Below are 16,487 nucleotides of genomic sequence, written 5' to 3' on the forward strand. Positions count from 1 at the left end.
CACTCTGACCTCCTCTTACGCCGGCTCTGCTGTCGGCTCGCGCCCGAGCGCGTCTTCATCGGAGTATTCGCCCCCGACATGCTTCTTCCGGGAGCGATGCAGCAGCAGCTGACTGATTGCGGGCAGGACGAACAGGGTCAGCAGGGTGGCAATGATCAAGCCGGCAATGACCACAACCGCCAGCGGCTTCTGCACCTCGGCACCCCGCCCCGAGGCGATCGCCATCGGAACAAAGCCGATTGCCGGGACGATGCCGGTGATCAGGACGGCCCGGACCTTCTCCATCATCCCCGAAGAGATCGCCTCGGTAATCGGCATGCCGCCATCAATCCGTTCCTTAATGCCGGTCATCACCACCAGGCCGTTGAGCACGGTGACACCAGACAGCACGATGAACCCGACTGCTGCCGAGATGGAAAAGGGCAAGCCGGCCAGCATGAGGCCGAACACCCCGCCGGCAAGCCCGAGAGGCACTGCCGAGTAGACGGCGAGCGAGGCCGTCACGCTGCGCAGGGCCACGAACAAGATGCCAAAGATCAGCGCGAACACCGCCGGAATGACGATCGACAGGCGCCGGGAGGCCGCTTGCAGATTCTCGTATTGGCCGCCCCACTGGATGAACACACCCGGCGGCAGCTTGATTTCCTGCTCCACCGCTGACCGCGCCGCCTCAACATAGGAGCCGAGGTCACGGCCACGGACGTTTGCCTGAACGACGATTCGCCGCTGGCCGTTTTCCCGGCTGACCTGATTGACGCCTTCGGTGAACTGGAAGGTGGCCAGTTCTCGCAGCGGGACTGAGGACCGTGGCCCGGACCCGCTTGCCTCCAGCATCACTGGCAGGGCGCCGATCGCATCGAGGTTGTCGCGGGTTAGGTTGTCGAGCCGAACGACGATATCGAACCGCCGATCGCCTTCGAACACCAGCCCGGCTTCACGGCCGCCTAGGCCAGCCGCAACCGTGTTGGCGACCTCCTCGGTCGAAAGGCCGTAGCGGGCGATGGCATCCCGGTTGAACTGCACCTCTAAAGTCGGGAAGCCGCCAGTCTGCTCCGCCCTGAGGTCGGCAGTGCCCTCAACCTTGCTGATGGTGGCGGCGACCTGGCCTGCAAGCCGTTCGAGCTGGTCCAGGTCGTCCCCGAACAACTTAATTGCAACGTCTCCGCGCACGCCCGCTATGAGCTCATTGAAACGCATCTCAATTGGCTGGCTGACCTCGAAGCCGTTGCCGACCAGGGTAGCCATTTTGGTCTCGACCCGCTCGACAATGTCATCCTTGCTGTCCACGCCATCCGGCCACTGGTCTTCAGGCTTGAGGATGATGAAGGCATCCGAGGCATTCTGAGGCATCGGATCGGTAGCAACCTCGGCCGTGCCGGTCTTGGAGTAGATGAACGCAACCTCCGGCAAGCTGGCGATCGCCATCTCGACCCGCTTCTGCATTTCGAGCGATTGGTCGAGCGAAGTGGATGGAATGCGGATCGCCTGCATCGCGACATCACCCTCATCGAGCTGCGGGATGAACTCTTGTCCCAACGTCGTGAACAGCAGGCCGGCAACCGCAAAGGTGCCAACGCCAGCCAGCACCCACTTGCGGGGAGCCGCTAACACCCTGGCAAGCTGCGGCTCGTAACGTCGCTTGACCCAGCGGATGAAGCCGACGTCCTCTTCCGATACCTTGCCCCGGATCAGCACGGCGATCATCGCCGGGACAAAGGTCAGGGAGAGGATGAAGGCACCGAGCAGCGCGAGGATGACGGTGATCGCCATCGGAGTGAACATCTTGCCTTCAACCCCCGTGAAGGTCAGCAGCGGCACGAACACGAGCAAGATGATGATCTGTCCGAAGATGGTCGGCCGGACCATCTCGCGTGACGCCTCGAACACCTCGTGTAAGCGCTCCCCAAGGTTGAGTAGACGGCCCTCGGCATGCTGCCGCTCGGCCAGGCGCCTTAGGGCGTTTTCGATGATGATGATTGAGCCATCCACGATCAGGCCGAAGTCGAGCGCGCCAAGGCTCATCAAGTTGCCTGAGACTCCGAGCCGGTTCATCCCGATCGCCATCATCAGGAACGACAAGGGGATTACCAGGGCGGCGATGATCGCCGCCCGGATATTGCCAAGTAGCCAGAACAGGGCCGCGATCACCAGCAACGCGCCTTCCAGCAGGTTCTTCTCGACGGTGGAGATGGTCGCATCGACAAGCGACGAACGGTCATAAAGCGGGGTTACCTTGATCCCGGGCGGCATCGACTTCGCCACTTCATCCAGCCGTTCGGCGACGCCCTGCGCAACGATTCGGCTATTCTCGCCGGCCAGCATCAAGGCCGTGCCGATCACCACTTCCTTGCCGTTGAGGGTAGCGCCACCGGTGCGCAGCTCGCCGCCAAGCTTCACAGCAGCAACATTGTCGACCGTGACGGGCACGCCGTTCCGGGTGACAATCACCGTGCGCCCGATCTCGTCTATGTGACGGATACGGGCGTCGGCTCGAACCAGAAAGGCTTCGCCGCCTCGTTGGATGAAGTTAGCACCGACCGAGATGTTGGCTTTCTCCAGCGCCTCGGCGAGGTCTGTGAAGGAAACGCCATAGGCGGCCAGCCGATTTGGATCAGGCTGGACCACGAACTGCTTTTCATAGCCGCCGATGCTGTCAACGCCGGCAAGCCCGTCGACGCTGCGGATCTGTGGCCGGACGATCCAATCCTGAATCGTGCGGAGGTACGCGAGCCTAGACGTCTCGTCCGTCAGCCGTTCGCCCTCTTGGGTGAGGTAGGAGCCATCCGGTTGGAAGCCGGGCCGTCCGGGAACCTTCGGCGATTGCGTCGTGGCAGTTGGCAGGTAGCTGACTGACCACATCAGCACTTCGCCTAGGCCGGTCGAAACCGGACCCATCTGCGGTTGCACGCCGTCGGGCAGGGCTTCTCCAGCCTGACCCAGCCGCTCGGCCACTTGCTGCCGGGCGAAGTACAGGTCCACGTCCTCGTCGAACACGGCCGTGACCTGGGCGAAGCCGTTGCGAGAAATCGAACGAGTGTAGTCGAGGCCAGGGATACCGGCGAGCGCCGTTTCGACCGGGAAGGTTACCAGCCGCTCCATGTCGAGCGGGCTGAACTGCGGAGCCGACACATTCACCTGCACCTGCTTGTTGGTGATGTCCGGCACCGCATCAATCGGGAGGCGGAATAGCTGAATGGCACCATAGGCAGCGACCAGCGCGGTCAACGCCAGCACTGCCCAGCGGAAGCGGATAGCGGCGTCGATAAGGCGAGCGATCATCGGTCGGTTGATCCTGCAAAAGGAGGAGGCGCGGAGCGGAAGGGCGTAAACATCAATGCTCCGCTTCGCTGGCGCCGAGCTGCGACTTCAGAACAAAGGCACCGCGGGTGACGACCACCTGACCGGCCTTGAGGCCGTCAAGGATCTCGATCCGGCCGCCGCTACGGGAACCGACCGAGACCGGCACCGCCTGGAAGCCGGTCTTGCTCTGGACGAACACCATGTCGCGGCCTTCGATCTGCTGGACCGCTTCTTCCGGCAGGATGATGCCGCTTTCCTGGCTGCCGCGCGGCGTAATTCGAGCTCGGACGGCCTGACCCTGGGTCAGTCCGCCGGGAGCTCCGTTAAGCTGGAGGACCACAGTGGCTGCGCGGCTTTCCGGATTGAGCGCCGGGGTGACCGACCGGACCCGGGCTTCCACGAGCCCGCCGTTCGGCAATTCGACTTGGGCTCTGTCGCCGGGCTGGATGCGCTGGGCGTCGCTGACCGGAACGGACGCATCCACTTGGATTCGGCGCGGATCCGAGACGTTGAACAGCTCGGCTCCCGCTGAGACGTAGGCGCCAAGCTGAGTGTCGACCTTGGTAATCCGGCCGCCGATTGGACTGCGAACGGCAAGGTAGCGCCCGCCGCCAGTCACACCGGCAGCGCTGACCGCCGCCTCTGCCCGCTGCAATTCGGCCTCGGCCGTACGCCGGGCGGCTACCGCTGCCTCCAGGTCCTGCCGAGCGGTGATCTTGGCATCAAACAATCGCTGCTCACGGGCGGCTGCGGCCCGCGCAGCTTGGGCCCGGGCCGCTGCCGCGTTGCGCTCCGCGACGAAGGCAGCTGCCTCGCGGCTCTCCAGAAGAGCTACCGTTTCGCCTGCCCCGACCGGATCTCCGAGGCGTTTATTGATCCGGATGACCGCACCATCGGCGCGGGCGGTCAGCAGCGCCTGACCTTCGGGCGGAGCGGCAACCGTGGCCTGCGCGATGATTTCGCTGAGCAGCGAGCCCGGCTGAACCCGCTCCACGGCGATACCACTAGACGCGAGCCGCTCGGGGGTCATCGGGATGAAGCCCTCCGGCCCATGCTCCTCTTCGGCCTCTTCAGCCGGCTCGGCACTGGTTGCAACAGCTGGCGCCGGGTCGCTTATCGAGCGGCCGATCAGCACTCCTCCCACACCCGCCACCAGAGCTGCAGCGGCAATTCCGGCGAGCAGGCGGTTCCTGTCGGACAGCTGGATAATCTTCAAATCGCGAAGGGTCTGCATGTGGGGTTCCTATTGAGCAGCGATGCGGCCGAGTTCGGCCGTCGCCAGCGCGAGGGCGAGCCGGGCATCGGTGAGTGCGGTTCGCGCTGAGGTGTAGGCGTTCTGAGCATCTAGGAGCTCGAGCAGGGTGGCTCGGCCTTCAGCATAGGAGCGCTCCGTCAAGCGCAACGCTTCCGCCGCCTCCGGAACGGCTGTCACGTCGAGTGCTAGAACGCGCCGTTGCGCCGCCTGCACGTTGGCGATGGCGTTCCTTGCTCGGGCGGTCGCGCCCGATATCGCGGTCGCTCGACGGGCCTCGGCTGCGGCGACGCCGGCCCGCGCCGCGTCGATGTTGCCGCGATTGCGATCGAACACCTGCAGCGGCATCGAGACTCCGGCCACCAACCCGAAGTCGCCGGTTTCGCGGACGTGGCGGACGCCCAATCCCACAGCCGGATCAAGCCGCTGCTCTGCGAGCTGCTGACGGAGGGCCGCTTCGGAAGCCATGCGCTCGGCGTCGGCAAGGCGCACCTCCAGGCTGGCTTCCGCATTGATCGTCTGCGGTTTGAGATCCAATAATTGTCCGGTGACCTCCGCAACTGGTTCACGCACGCCGAACAGCGCGCCAAGTGAGGATCGGGCTGTCAGCTCGTCAGCCTCGGCGACTTCCCGCTCCGCCTCGGCCTGAGCGAGAGCGGACCGGGCTCGAAGCGCCCGGAGCGGCGGATCGCGGCCCGCATCCACCAGAATTTGCGCCACCCGAGCAAACCGCTGAGCCCGCTCTACATTCTCCGTCGCTTGGGCCAGCCGTTCGCGGGCGGTCACGGATCGGGCGAACTGTTCCCGAACCTGCTGTGACAGGTCAGCTTTCGCGACCGCAAGGCGCAATTGCTGAACCGTCATATCCGCCTGGGCTGCGCGGACCCGCGCGGAGCGGCGGCCGCCAAGGTCGAGGCGCTGGTTGACGGCCAGAGTGGCCTCCGTCGAACGGAGACCGCGCAATTCACCGGTTCCGGCGAAGTTCTCGACCTCGAAGCTGAGCTCAGGATTGCTGCGGACTCCGGCCTGACGGGCTCGGGCCTCGGCTGCCGCCAGTTCGGCCTGAGCGGCGACGATCGCGGGTGAGCGCGCGGCTGCCTCGTCCAGCGCCTGAGCGAGGCTGAGGCTACGCGGAAGGGGGCCAGTGCGCGGCGCCACCGGCAGCGCTAAGACTGGTGACGGCGGGCCGGCTGGTGCCGTGGACAGAGGACGGCCAACGGCCGGGCTGGCGGGATTACCAACCTGAGCGGAAGCAGACGCCGCCGCTACCGCCGCCGCGACGCAAGTCGCGGCTGCTACAAACTTCATGATGGATCACTCCTGACAACTGCGATCGAGCCCGTGTCGACGGGCTTGGGTCAGTGTCAGGCGATGGGGGGCCTCAGCCGACCATCGGGCTCCCGCCCGGGCACTCCGGCAGCGAGGTCGCCGAACAGGGAGGGTGACTTAACCGGGGCCAAGGTCGTGTTGGGGACATCGCCAGGGGCGGCAAGCTGATGACCGCCACAGGATGTATGATGATGAGCAACGCCTTTGTCCGAGCTGCTCGGAGTCTGGTCCGGGTCGCCGTCGTAGTGCCCGGTCGATTCCGCCCCGATCGTGATGCAGTCGAGCCGCTCGGCCGCGTGCGCCGTCGTTCCCGTCCACAACATGAGGACAAGCAGGAGGGCGCTGACGATGGCGGTTAGGCGAGGCATTGCTCGGCGCCTTAGCAGCCGCGACCGGGAATGGGAACGCGCAGCTACAGCCATCGCCGCACCTGCTGCTTGTAGGCCAGATATTCACCCCCGAAGCGGCGCTGAAGATAGGCTTCTTCTCGGCTGATGACGAAGCGGTCGATCAAGGCAGTTGCAAGGAGAGACAAGAAGACCGCACCGAGGCTCTGGCAGAAGATGGCGACGGCCAGGGACAACATTGCCATTCCCAGATACATCGGATTGCGCGTGAACCGGTAAATGCCGGTCACCACCAGGGCGGACGCGGGCTGCCAGGGCTCGGGGCGTGTCTGGCGCCGCCGGAAGAGGTTCAATGCCGCGCCAATCAGGCCAAGCGCCGCCACCAGCAGCAGGGTGGCAAAGCCCTGAGGAAGCCCGAACTCATGAAGGTGCATGTCAATCGCGAGGCCAGCTGAAACCATACCAGCAAAGATCAGCGGAGGCGGCACGAGAACGCGGGGGCTGTCCGCCTTCACGGAAGGACCCTGTGCATCGCCGTCCGCTTGAGGTTGGCTCACCTGGTCTTCCCCGTTCGGGCCCGCTCGTCGAGCTCATGGTCGTCGAGCTGGGCTGCAGGCGCCGCCAGCCGGAAGTAAGCAGCCAGCAGCAAACCTGCCAGCAGAAAGCCCAAAGCACCCCAGACAAGCGCGCCTAAAGCAGGGCGATCAGGACGCATGAACAGGCCGCGCAGAGAGTTCGGCCCTCGCATGAGCCATGATTTGGATTCCACCCCAAATGCCCAGTGTCGCCATGATGCCGGCGACGATCAAATCCGGCCAGGCAGTGCCCGTGCCGAAGACCCCGGCTGCGGCGGCGATGACCGCCACGTTGCCGATTGCGTCGTTGCGCGAGCAGATCCACACGGAGCGCATGTTGGAGTCGCCGGAGCGAAAGCGGAACAGCATCAGGGCGACGCCGATGTTCGCCAACAGCGCGAGCGAGCCGATGACTCCCATCGTTTCTGGCTGCGGGCTTGACCCGTTCCAGGCTGCCCAGCTGGCACTGACAAGGATGTAGGCGCCGAGCAGCGCCAGGGTCGCGCCCTTGAAGAAGGCTGCACGAGCCCGCCATGCCAGCGCCATGCCGGCAACCAGCAGCGAAATGGCGTAGTTCGCGGCATCACTGAAGAAGTCGAGCGCGTCGGCCTTGAGCGCGTGGCTGTCCGCGGCCGAGCCGGCATATAACTCAACGGCGAACATCCCGGCGTTGACGATCAGGGCGATCCACAGGGCTTGTCGCCATCGCGGATCAACAGTGACACTTGGAGTGTCCGACACGCAGCTGTTACATACCATTTGTCACCTCGACCGACTCGACATAACCGTCATATGGTCCCTGTAGTGGCTACAGGGTCAAGGCTGTCAGAACGATGAAGATCGGAGAACTCGCACGGGCGACTGGCACCAACGCTGAGACAATCCGCTACTACGAGCGCATTGAATTGCTGCCAGAACCGTTGCGGACCGACGGCAACTACCGCGACTACGGGCTAGAACACGTGGAGCGCTTGAGCTTCGTGCGACACTGCCGCGGGCTCGGCTTCGATATTGCAGACATTCGTTCGCTGCTCGACTTAGCGGACCAACCAGGCGGGGACTGTAGCGAGGCAGATCGGATCGCCAGCGGTCATTTGAGCGCGGTCGAGGGCAAGATTGCTCAGCTTCGGCAGCTGCAAAGCGAGCTTAGACGGATGATCACGGAGTGCCGTGGCGGTCAGATACGCAGCTGCAACATCATGCGTTCGTTGGCGGACCACCAACTCTGCGAGGCAGAGCACAGCTGACCTGAACGAGTGTCTGCTTACGTGTTCATGACTCGAAGACCTGACGTTCTCTTGGCGGCGAAAGGGAGCCGTCCGCATTCCGTTTGCATCTTCCCTGATCGCCCTAGAGCGGGTTCGGGACTGGGCCGACTCGCAAATCCGCATCTAACAGCTCCTCAGGTGTTAATGAGGAGCGCACCCGCGCAATCGTCTCAGCCGACGCGACGCTGATCTCAAAACATTGGGTCTTCGGATTGTACCCGCTGCTCCAGCCGGTGAGTCCGGCTGCCCGGACTCTTGGCAATTGTGTCTCGGAGGAAAGCTATTTCATAGCGGCTGCGCTTGGCAGTGCGAACCTCAATACGGTTTCGGATCTCGGGCGGTGCAAGGCGCTGCACCTCGCTAAGCGGCGGCGGCCGAGTGAAAGTGGCCACAACATGGTAGTGCGGCTGGTGCTCTATCCAGAGGTGGCTAAAACCGGCGACGGGAGTCACCCTCTCGATGAACGGGTAGACGAACGGCTCGAGCCTTACGAAATCCGGGCTGATGTCGAGCTCGCCCGGACTATGCGCGACTGGGTCGCATGCGCGGGACTTCGGACTGGCTGAAATTACCTCCGGAACGTTGGCACAAGCGGTGAGAGACAGTGGGAGTAGCAGCAAGACGGGGCGGGTCATGGCACAACCAACGCTACGCTCCGAGGATGGCTCCCACTCTTCCAGATGAGGCTACGTCCGCAGCGAATGAGAATACAGTATGGATTGCTTTGCTCTCGAGCGGGCGCTTTCCCCATCTCAGCCGCGCAGCCGGACGTTGTCCTGACGGCCCTAAGCAGCCCTTGGAAGCAGATGCTGAGCTTATGCCTAACTCAAGTGCCGCAGTGAGTACGATACTCGCATCGGAAGGGCCGAACGCATTGCGGGCCGGGCTTGGTTGTCGGCTCTGGTGACCGCACGACGTCCTTGGCCAACTCTACGACCCGCTGTCGGCCCGCAACGAGCGATCGGATATTGGCGGTAACGTCGGCATCGATAAAACGCGTGCGACTGATGTTGTTTGCCGACCTAACGGGCCGCTGTACGTGTCGGATGGTGACCGATGATAGACAGATGTTGTTGCCTTGGATGACCCAGCTTTGAGTTGCAGCATCATGCAACTGATATCTTTTCACCGATCTTGAATTCTTGACCTCGGCTAACTTCCACCCGCCCCAGCCGTCTGGCTCGAGGATGTCGGCACGGATGACCACGTCGTCCCGCATGAACGCACCTTCGAATATTGGGTGCTGCACAGGGGCACGAATAAGCTCAGCCGTACGGGCCAATGCCTCGTCGACCTCCCTGTGGCCTGGCGTAACCAACACACCATTGGGGTAGCGAGCACGAGCTAGCTCCCCAACCATGTGGCCGGCCGCGAAGACCTTGAGCGTATCTCTATCGTAATTAGCTAGTGAAGGGTGATGGACCTGCAGCCAAAGCCGGCGAGGGCAGATTTCGTAAGCGGCAACTTTGCTTTTGCTGAGCCGCACCGCTGCTTCGATAGGACTGACACCCGAGGATTGGCACTGTCGCAATGTTAGGTCCTAAGCTGGGCCGATTGGCTTGAGGTTCATCGCAAAGGATCAGATCCGAACAGCAGCCGACACCGTCAGGTGCCCTGGACCACGATGACGGACACATTGTCATGCCCTCCTGCCTGCAGCGCTGCGTCGACAAGTGCGATCGCTGGATCTGTCGGCCGACTCGCTAAAATCTCCGCAATCTCGACGTCAGCAAGAAGGTCGGTCAGCCCGTCCGTGCAGATTATGATTGTGGCGTTGCATTCCAGCCGGCGCTGGCGCGTGTGAACAAAGAGCGGGACTGGCTCCTGAAAACCGCCGAGGCATTGCAGCAGCTGGCCTCGCTTCGTTGCGTCGTCGACGCTGAGCTGGGTGAGTACAACATCGTCGAAAACGTAAACCCGGCTGTCACCGGCATTGAAGGCAACAAATCCGCCCGGCCGCAGCAGTACGCCTGCAATCGTCGTTCCCATACCGCGAAGCTCGCGCCGCATTTCCATGGCCATGAACAGGCCTTCATCAGCGACATTCACTGCTTCCTGGATATCCTCGTCCGTCTGCAGCGTCGACATCATCGGCCGCATTAACTCAACGGCAAGTGCGCTCGCCGTCTCACCGGCGACGTGTCCGCCAACTCCGTCCGCGATCAAGGCCCAGCCGTCCTGACCTGAAAGTCTGCCGGTCCAGCTTGTCACACGCTGATCGGTGGCTGACACGGCGCAAGCGTCTTCATTGCCATCGCGAACCAGTCCGACATGCGATTGCGCATATGCCTGCCAGGACGTGATCGGTGCAGCTGTTTTGGATGCTTGCCCCATCAGGCTGCCCGCTTGTGTACGAGCCCACCGGCATCATGCGCCGACCCACACAACTCAATGAGATAGTCGACTGCTTCCTGTGCCCTGGAGGAAGCAGTCAGTATAGCCCGGCTGTCACCCTTCAGGACCCTCAACCAGGACGCGACGTAACTGGCATGGTCTGGGCGGGGCTCGATCGACAGGCCAAGATGCGCCGACAGAAACGCGGAGCCGAGTTCAGCCACCAGCTCCTCCATCGCGTAAGCCTCGCAGCCGAACCGTCCTGTTAGGTCGCGCGCAAGCCGGTGCTTGGCTCCTGTCCAGTGAACAAGCTCATGGAGCGCGACCCCGTAGAAGGCGTCGGCACTCCTAAATCGCTCAAAGTTGGGCAGCCGGATCTGGTCAGCGGAGGGCACGAAGCAGGCTTGGTCGCCCCCGTGGTAGATCGCAGCTCCAGTCGCGGCGACGAAGGCGTCGGCCACCGCAATCCGCTCGGCTGGTGACCGGCGCGTTGGCGCTGACACGGGCTCGACGCCATCGACCTGAGCTTCGTTGAAGACCCAGTAGACCTTCGCAATGTAGTGCGCCCGTGGACGGTTGCTCTGAGTTGCCTTTTCGTCTTCCTGGAAGGCTGCGTTCTTCCAGAAGAAGACAGCCGTTCCTCGTTGACCTTTCTGGACCTTGGCGCCTGCTTCCGTCCATTGCCGGAAGGTTGCCCAACGTCCGGTGCGAAAGCCTTCCCGCTCGGCAGTGGCCCACAGCAAGAGGACATTGATACCTCGATATTGCCGACCGGACACGGCGTTGATCGGCTGGGCTAAACCTTCCCCCCAGCGATGCCACGGCATTTCGAAGTTAGCCGCTCCGGCTTCCACGGCCTGGGCAATTTGCTGCGTTATCCTGGCGAAGTGGTCAGTGGCGGACATGGTGGCTTAGCTTGCTTCAGGCAGCATTGCTCGAGGCCAAGACTGCCTCATCCGACGCATTGTCATTCCCGACTTGGATCGGCCGGCCCATCATGGCGATTTCCGCCTCGATTACCTCGTCGACACGCGACCAGTCACAATAGCGTGCATGCAGCCGACGGGCATAGCCGCGCTCGCCGCACTGGCGCAGAAGTTCGATCATCTGCTCCAGAGTGATCGAGGAAAAGCCGACCTGCCCTGCACTCGGCGAGGCCAACGTGCCGGCATAACTGCGAATGCCGGCCTGCACTGGTGAGTTTAGCTCGGGCGCAATGACGATGAATCGCCCTTCGCTGAAGTCGCCGCGCAGGAGCGTAGCCTGCGCCAACAGGTGTTGGCGGATGAACTGGTTCAAGGGGCCACTGATCAGCTCGTCGATGTCCGGGTCTCGGTAGAGATCCGCTAATTGGGCCAGTTCGCGGTACCGGGAGTTGAGCGGCCGCACAGGCTGACCGAGGCTCTCGCTGTACTTGGTTTCGATTGCTACGAAGCCGCGCGAACCGTCTGCCCGTGAATAGGTAAGCACCGCATCGAAGGCTGTCGCGTCGTGGGTGAGGTCAGCCGAGCCGCGACCGGGACTATGCTCGAACAACACGCCGTCCACGACGGCCTCGGCAAGATCGCCAAACATCACCCGCAACATTCTGGTCGCCAGCTTCAGGTCCAGCCTAAGCGGCCCGATCAGGTTCAGGGTCATCGGCATCGACGAAAGCAGGTTGCACCACAGCCGACGTTCCTCGATCAGCGCACCCGGTTGCCGGTAAGAGACCTCACGACGAGCCAGCCGCGCGATTTCGGGCAGAAGGAAGTTGCTGCCGCGCTCGCCTGCTTTCTCGGTGATCATCGATCCGAGGCGCGAGCTGTCACCACTCGATCGGAGATAGCTACCGATCGGCAGTCCCTCTTCAGCACGCCACAGGCTTTGCAGAAGGCGGGCGGCGGAGCGAAACCTAGTGTCATATGGTTCGTGGACCCGATGACGGCGAAGGGCATTGGTTGGGACAATCGGAAGATAGGTGCGGGGCAAGGAAGCTCTCCTATTAACCAGGAGAATTCAGCTGACGCATCGCGCTGCTTACAGACCTTCAAACCCTCGTTGCGAACTCGAAACGAATAAGAGACGTTATATTTTGCTCCATATAGGGCCTTGCGTCGGGTGAGGCTGATTTTGGAGCTGTCCGATGAAGCTGAAGATCCCTAGTAAAAAGACCACTAAGTTGCTGCGCAGCGTTGCTTTCATGAACGATCAGGATGGGGTTGCTTTTAATGGCATGATCACGATCAACTTCGCTCAGCTGGGCATATCCGGCGAACGCGAGGCTGCCAGCACCCTGACCAAACTGAACGAGGCCCTGACCGACAAGATTCATCGCTATGGCAAGTACTGGGGCTACGAGTTACCGCACTACTTCCTCTACGCACATGAGGACGCGAAGACGTCACACGGCCACCATGCACATCAGCTTGTGGTCGTCCCCCGAGGCCTCGGCGTGAACCTGGACGCCTGGCTCAAGGGCTGGGCTCGTCGCAACTTCGGGCAGGCAGTCGACAGCAGAGCGACCAACTTCAAGGGAGAATACCCTAGGGACTTAGATGAACGAGTGCGGCAGCAGGCCGGGTTGGTCAGCTATGTTTTAAAGAGCAGCGCCGAGCGACCCGTCCGTACCCGAGCTGGAGAACCAACCAGTTTGCTGACCTTGTTCAAGTCGCACTCTCGTAAGTGGAAGGGGGATCGGAGCTACTGCGCGCGCGTCAACCGAGTTGCGGCAAGCTCGGAGAACATCTCCGAACTCGCTCAGATGAAAAGCTGCTTCTGGGGCGCTCCTTATGCCGAGGAGGTTTTGAACGGGACATTCCTCCGGCATTTCCAGGCTGCCCTCCGATCAGATGAACTAACCGAGATGCTGCGCAAACTCGACATTTAAGCGTTCACCAAGTTCGCCGCTTTTTGTCGAAGCTTCGGAATCGGCAGTCGGTAAGGCTTTGAACATAAAGGGTAAAGCAAGTGACTTTTGTTACAGCGCAATCCATTCATTCGACGTAGTTCCATTAAGCGGGCCGGGGCTTCTAAGCTGCCCCGGCTCCGGCCCCGTCCGAGCGAGGCGTCTCCGCGGCAGGAATGAAGCAGCAGTCGTCCAGCTCGTCATAGGTGCAGTGGCCAGGCGGCAGCAGGTTATGAATGTCAGCGCGGCGCATCCAAAGTTGTCCGTTAAGGTAGTGACCCTCCAATGGGCCCTCATGAACGGCACGGGCCAGGGCAGCGGCGCGAGATGGCTTCAACACATCAACACAGACATCGAAGCCGGCAGGTGGCATTGGCAGCGGCAGCGGCAGAGGTTTCGAGCAGGCAGCGGCAAAAACATTCATGATTTAAAACCTAAAAAATAATCCTCCCCCGGAAAGGGGGTGAGAATAGTATTGATGGAAAGGCGTCCAAGGTCTTGTTCGAAGAGGAGATCTTCGATTTGACCTGCAAGGGAGCTTCTTCGAAATTGTAGTTGTGCAAGGCTTTTGCAATGCAGTTTTTGCTGCTTTTGCAGCATTCCTGGCTAACTCCCCTAGCGATTAATCGCCTCGCTGAGCCCTTCTTCCTCAAGCCAGCCCTCCACCGCGAATTTGAACGATGGAAATCCCATGCCACGGCGCCGGTGGTCCCCGTCGTGGTGGAAAGAGCCTCGGGTGTAGAAGGACCAGGGTCCGACCTTGATCTGGTAGTCCGAGCAGCGAACCACTGGCAGGCCGAGCTGCTGGCACCAATTGATTGCGGCGACAAAGTGGATGGGGTCTGTTTGACGACGAAGAGGCAACGGGGTTTTCTTGGCCATGTGGCGTCTCAAAGTTCTAGTTGGTGGAGCGGGGTGGGCTGAGCGGCCAAAGAAGCGCGCCATGCCAGCCAGTCCTTGGCGTCTAGTCGGTGGACCCAGTATCTGCCGTGGCGAGAGATCACGGTGAGCTTGCGGACGCGGATGGCCAGTTCAATCGCCGTCCGATTAACGCCTGGCAGTCGTGCTAGCTCACTCAACAGGATAAAGGGGTCAGCGGTGCTTCGATCGGCCGCGCTCATCGGTCCGCCCTCGCCGTAAGTGCTGGCTTGCTGTTGAGCCACGCGATTGCGTCTTCGTGCTTGATGAGGGTCCGCCTTCCGACTTTCAGGGCGCGAAGGGCGCCTCCGGCGATTTCCTCGTATACGCGGGTGCGTCCGATGCGCGCCCAACGGATAAACTCGGGAATGGTGAGCAGTTCTGGGTTTGGCATGTAGCCCTCTTTGGTCATGGGCTACTATATAGATGGACCGTCGAACGCCTCTTCGGGGTTGCACCGCGAACTCCTTTAGCGTTGCAGCCCGCACTGCTGTCGGGTGACCGGAGCCTACAGGTCGATCTTACGGGCGCGCCAGAGAGGCTTCGACGAAGCGGCCTCAGGCGCTATTCCGATGGCTCTTCTTGTCAGCTTGCGGCCCGCCGCGGATTGGCAGCTTCAAGGCACTTAGGGTTAGGAAGCAGACATTCATTCACCGAGCCGCGATGTCTGGAAAGACCCACAAGCCGACGTTCAGTGCAGCTCTGCCACGCCCCGCAACCGGACGTACGTTCACGGGATCTAGGCGGGGTCCTCATCCAGGGTCGCGACGCCCATCAGCGGATGCATGACGAACGTCCAGCCGTCGCCACCGACGATCATAAGGCGCAGCGACTGGCGATCTGCGGTGCCAAGCAGCGCCGCCGCTCCTGACGAGGCAGGCAACGTGACAGTCTTACCATCCTGACGAATGCCGGTCGCCCAGCCACGTTGGCCATCGCGGACCTCAGTGGCGAGGCGCTCAAGCGCCGTCTCCAGCGCAGTGCGCGCGCGGGGACCTCTAACCCACGCGTGGCCACCGGGGATCAATTCCGGCGTGGTCACGGCGCCTTCGCCAGAGACTGGGCCTGACCCTTCAGTCAGACTGCGGGATTTTTCTTTCGGTTGATCAAGAGGACGCACACCCTCCATGCTCATCAACCGGGCAAATTCGTCCATGGGTCGTCCCTTCGATGGCTGCGCCGGAAGCGCACGGATTCGGGCCCTAGTTTCTCGAAATTGGTGCCGGCATTAATTTAGGCTCGTAAGGCTGACATTGAAGCGCGAGCCACTGATTAGATATCGCGCATCGACCGTCTCTAACGGTCCTTACCGCCGGTCGCTGGGACGACCCAAGCCCAGCCGGTGCCCGCGTTTTCTTCTCGGCCGCTGTTGGCCTGAGGAGATGAAGCATGGGACATGCAATCTACGATCCCGGTCAGGAAGACCGTCCTGCGTGGAATGTTGGCCGTAAGCTTGGTGCCAAGCGGCCGCTGCTGCCCAAGCAGGTTTGGGCCGTGCGCTTCTTCCTGGAGCAGGAGCACCGCCTCCGCGATCGTGCGCTTTTCGACCTCGCGATCGACAGCAAGCTTCGGGGTTGCGATCTCGTGAAGATCAGGATCGAGGAGCTCGTAAGTGGTGCCCGCATCCGTGAACGAGCGCTCATCGTTCAACAAAAGACGGGCCGCCCAGTGCAGTTCGAGCTTCTAGAGCCAGCCCGCACAAGCCTGCTCCAGTGGCTCGAACGGAGAGGAGGCTCTCTTGAAGAGTATGTCTTTCCCAGCCGCACTGACCGGCTCGCTCATCTGAGCACTCGACAATATGCACGCCTGGTCGACGAATGGGTGACTGCGATTGGTTTACGGCGGGAGGATTACGGCACCCACTCGCTCCGGCGCACAAAGGCAGCCCTGATCTACAAGCAAACAGGGAATCTGCGCGCCGTGCAGATCCTTCTCGGGCATACAAAGATCGAGACAACTGTCCGCTACCTAGGCGTCGAAGTGGAAGACGCCTTGGCGCTGGCCGAGGCGACTGAAGTGTGAGCTTGAGGTGGGCTGGTGCGCCAGCCCACCACTCGCAGCTTGTGCGTCCGCACCTGGCCGACAGAAGACCGTCTGCTTATGAGGAGCTAGCAGTCACATGCGGACGCTTACTGCGCTTGCTGCCGCTTGGCGAAGACGGAGTCCATAAGCCTGCACTGACTCGAAACCGTTATCGCTGCCAGTGCTTGGGCTTGCGGGCGATTGCGAGAGCGATCCTAGCAAAATCATCGTGCCTAAATAGCACATGCGGAGTTG

Annotated in this window: 15 protein-coding genes; 3 read left to right on the forward strand and 12 right to left on the reverse strand. The window is 62.0% G+C overall.

The features are described from left to right. Positions 1–15: 15 nt before the first annotated feature. The 6 genes from AC4GYS_RS03415 to AC4GYS_RS03440 all read right to left on the reverse strand — a co-directional run bounded on the left by AC4GYS_RS03415 (position 16) and on the right by AC4GYS_RS03440 (position 7,562). Positions 16–3,279, reverse strand: coding sequence for an efflux RND transporter permease subunit (locus tag AC4GYS_RS03415; protein WP_491107702.1), 3,264 nt, complete (start codon positions 3,277–3,279; stop codon positions 16–18). A gap of 52 nt (positions 3,280–3,331) precedes the next feature. Beyond that, complete coding sequence (locus AC4GYS_RS03420; protein ID WP_491107703.1) at positions 3,332–4,534, reverse strand: efflux RND transporter periplasmic adaptor subunit; 1,203 nt, start codon at positions 4,532–4,534, stop codon at positions 3,332–3,334. A 9-nt stretch (positions 4,535–4,543) separates the two neighbouring features. Beyond that, positions 4,544–5,860, reverse strand: coding sequence for a TolC family protein (locus AC4GYS_RS03425; RefSeq protein ID WP_491107704.1), 1,317 nt, complete (start codon positions 5,858–5,860; stop codon positions 4,544–4,546). 56 nt (positions 5,861–5,916) lie between these two features. Continuing rightward, positions 5,917–6,249, reverse strand: a complete 333-nt coding sequence (locus AC4GYS_RS03430) for a hypothetical protein (RefSeq protein ID WP_491107705.1) — start codon at positions 6,247–6,249, stop codon at positions 5,917–5,919. Between the two features lie 44 nt (positions 6,250–6,293). Next, positions 6,294–6,662, reverse strand: a complete 369-nt coding sequence (locus AC4GYS_RS03435; protein WP_491107706.1) for a methyltransferase family protein — start codon at positions 6,660–6,662, stop codon at positions 6,294–6,296. 270 nt (positions 6,663–6,932) lie between these two features. Beyond that, positions 6,933–7,562: a cation efflux transmembrane domain-containing protein gene (locus tag AC4GYS_RS03440; RefSeq protein ID WP_491107707.1), complete on the reverse strand. Its 630-nt coding sequence runs from the start codon at positions 7,560–7,562 to the stop codon at positions 6,933–6,935. 74 nt (positions 7,563–7,636) lie between these two features. On the opposite strand from AC4GYS_RS03440, the gene AC4GYS_RS03445 reads away from it, so the two are divergent. Continuing rightward, the gene (locus tag AC4GYS_RS03445) at positions 7,637–8,050 is read left to right on the forward strand and encodes a MerR family transcriptional regulator (RefSeq protein WP_491107708.1); all 414 of its coding nucleotides are present in this window, start codon (positions 7,637–7,639) and stop codon (positions 8,048–8,050) included. A gap of 1,626 nt (positions 8,051–9,676) precedes the next feature. Here AC4GYS_RS03445 and AC4GYS_RS03450 read toward each other — a convergent pair. Genes AC4GYS_RS03450 through AC4GYS_RS03460 form a run of 3 tightly spaced genes read right to left on the reverse strand, consistent with a single transcriptional unit; the run spans position 9,677 to position 12,376 of the window. Then, positions 9,677–10,405 (reverse strand): PP2C family protein-serine/threonine phosphatase, encoded by a 729-nt coding sequence (locus AC4GYS_RS03450; protein ID WP_491107709.1) that lies wholly within the window; start codon positions 10,403–10,405, stop codon positions 9,677–9,679. After that, the gene (locus tag AC4GYS_RS03455; RefSeq protein ID WP_491107710.1) at positions 10,405–11,310 is read right to left on the reverse strand and encodes an ArdC family protein; all 906 of its coding nucleotides are present in this window, start codon (positions 11,308–11,310) and stop codon (positions 10,405–10,407) included. The genes AC4GYS_RS03450 and AC4GYS_RS03455 overlap by 1 nt, the downstream gene beginning before the upstream one ends. Before the next feature lie 16 nt (positions 11,311–11,326). Next, entirely contained in the window at positions 11,327–12,376 is a 1,050-nt protein-coding gene (locus AC4GYS_RS03460) for a PGN_0703 family putative restriction endonuclease (protein ID WP_491107711.1), read from the reverse strand. Positions 12,377–12,530: 154 nt separating this feature from the next. On the opposite strand from AC4GYS_RS03460, the gene AC4GYS_RS03465 reads away from it, so the two are divergent. After that, the gene (locus AC4GYS_RS03465; protein WP_491107712.1) at positions 12,531–13,274 is read left to right on the forward strand and encodes a hypothetical protein; all 744 of its coding nucleotides are present in this window, start codon (positions 12,531–12,533) and stop codon (positions 13,272–13,274) included. A gap of 633 nt (positions 13,275–13,907) precedes the next feature. Here AC4GYS_RS03465 and AC4GYS_RS03470 read toward each other — a convergent pair. The 3 genes from AC4GYS_RS03470 to AC4GYS_RS03480 all read right to left on the reverse strand — a co-directional run bounded on the left by AC4GYS_RS03470 (position 13,908) and on the right by AC4GYS_RS03480 (position 15,366). Next, positions 13,908–14,174, reverse strand: a complete 267-nt coding sequence (locus AC4GYS_RS03470) for a hypothetical protein (RefSeq protein ID WP_491107713.1) — start codon at positions 14,172–14,174, stop codon at positions 13,908–13,910. 235 nt (positions 14,175–14,409) lie between these two features. Continuing rightward, positions 14,410–14,604, reverse strand: a complete 195-nt coding sequence (locus AC4GYS_RS03475) for a helix-turn-helix domain-containing protein (RefSeq protein ID WP_491107714.1) — start codon at positions 14,602–14,604, stop codon at positions 14,410–14,412. 345 nt (positions 14,605–14,949) lie between these two features. After that, the gene (locus AC4GYS_RS03480) at positions 14,950–15,366 is read right to left on the reverse strand and encodes a hypothetical protein (RefSeq protein ID WP_491107715.1); all 417 of its coding nucleotides are present in this window, start codon (positions 15,364–15,366) and stop codon (positions 14,950–14,952) included. A gap of 233 nt (positions 15,367–15,599) precedes the next feature. Between AC4GYS_RS03480 and AC4GYS_RS03485 the strand changes: the two genes are divergently transcribed. Beyond that, positions 15,600–16,232, forward strand: a complete 633-nt coding sequence (locus tag AC4GYS_RS03485; RefSeq protein ID WP_491107716.1) for a tyrosine-type recombinase/integrase — start codon at positions 15,600–15,602, stop codon at positions 16,230–16,232. The last annotated feature ends 255 nt before the right edge of the window (positions 16,233–16,487 follow it).

It is taken from the genome of Sphingomonas sp. SP1 (assembly GCF_058313395.1).

What these genes read in the sequence shown, in the direction of transcription:
- AC4GYS_RS03415 (WP_491107702.1), bottom strand. Translation starts at nt 3,279, where the DNA reads ATGATCGCTCGCCTTATCGACGCCGCTATCCGCTTCCGCTGGGCAGTG.
- AC4GYS_RS03420 (WP_491107703.1), bottom strand. Translation starts at nt 4,534, where the DNA reads ATGCAGACCCTTCGCGATTTGAAGATTATCCAGCTGTCCGACAGGAAC.
- AC4GYS_RS03425 (WP_491107704.1), bottom strand. Translation starts at nt 5,860, where the DNA reads ATGAAGTTTGTAGCAGCCGCGACTTGCGTCGCGGCGGCGGTAGCGGCG.
- AC4GYS_RS03430 (WP_491107705.1), bottom strand. Translation starts at nt 6,249, where the DNA reads ATGCCTCGCCTAACCGCCATCGTCAGCGCCCTCCTGCTTGTCCTCATG.
- AC4GYS_RS03435 (WP_491107706.1), bottom strand. Translation starts at nt 6,662, where the DNA reads ATGCACCTTCATGAGTTCGGGCTTCCTCAGGGCTTTGCCACCCTGCTG.
- AC4GYS_RS03440 (WP_491107707.1), bottom strand. Translation starts at nt 7,562, where the DNA reads ATGGTATGTAACAGCTGCGTGTCGGACACTCCAAGTGTCACTGTTGAT.
- AC4GYS_RS03445 (WP_491107708.1), top strand. Translation starts at nt 7,637, where the DNA reads ATGAAGATCGGAGAACTCGCACGGGCGACTGGCACCAACGCTGAGACA.
- AC4GYS_RS03450 (WP_491107709.1), bottom strand. Translation starts at nt 10,405, where the DNA reads ATGGGGCAAGCATCCAAAACAGCTGCACCGATCACGTCCTGGCAGGCA.
- AC4GYS_RS03455 (WP_491107710.1), bottom strand. Translation starts at nt 11,310, where the DNA reads ATGTCCGCCACTGACCACTTCGCCAGGATAACGCAGCAAATTGCCCAG.
- AC4GYS_RS03465 (WP_491107712.1), top strand. Translation starts at nt 12,531, where the DNA reads ATGAAGCTGAAGATCCCTAGTAAAAAGACCACTAAGTTGCTGCGCAGC.
- AC4GYS_RS03470 (WP_491107713.1), bottom strand. Translation starts at nt 14,174, where the DNA reads ATGGCCAAGAAAACCCCGTTGCCTCTTCGTCGTCAAACAGACCCCATC.
- AC4GYS_RS03475 (WP_491107714.1), bottom strand. Translation starts at nt 14,604, where the DNA reads ATGCCAAACCCAGAACTGCTCACCATTCCCGAGTTTATCCGTTGGGCG.
- AC4GYS_RS03480 (WP_491107715.1), bottom strand. Translation starts at nt 15,366, where the DNA reads ATGGACGAATTTGCCCGGTTGATGAGCATGGAGGGTGTGCGTCCTCTT.
- AC4GYS_RS03485 (WP_491107716.1), top strand. Translation starts at nt 15,600, where the DNA reads ATGGGACATGCAATCTACGATCCCGGTCAGGAAGACCGTCCTGCGTGG.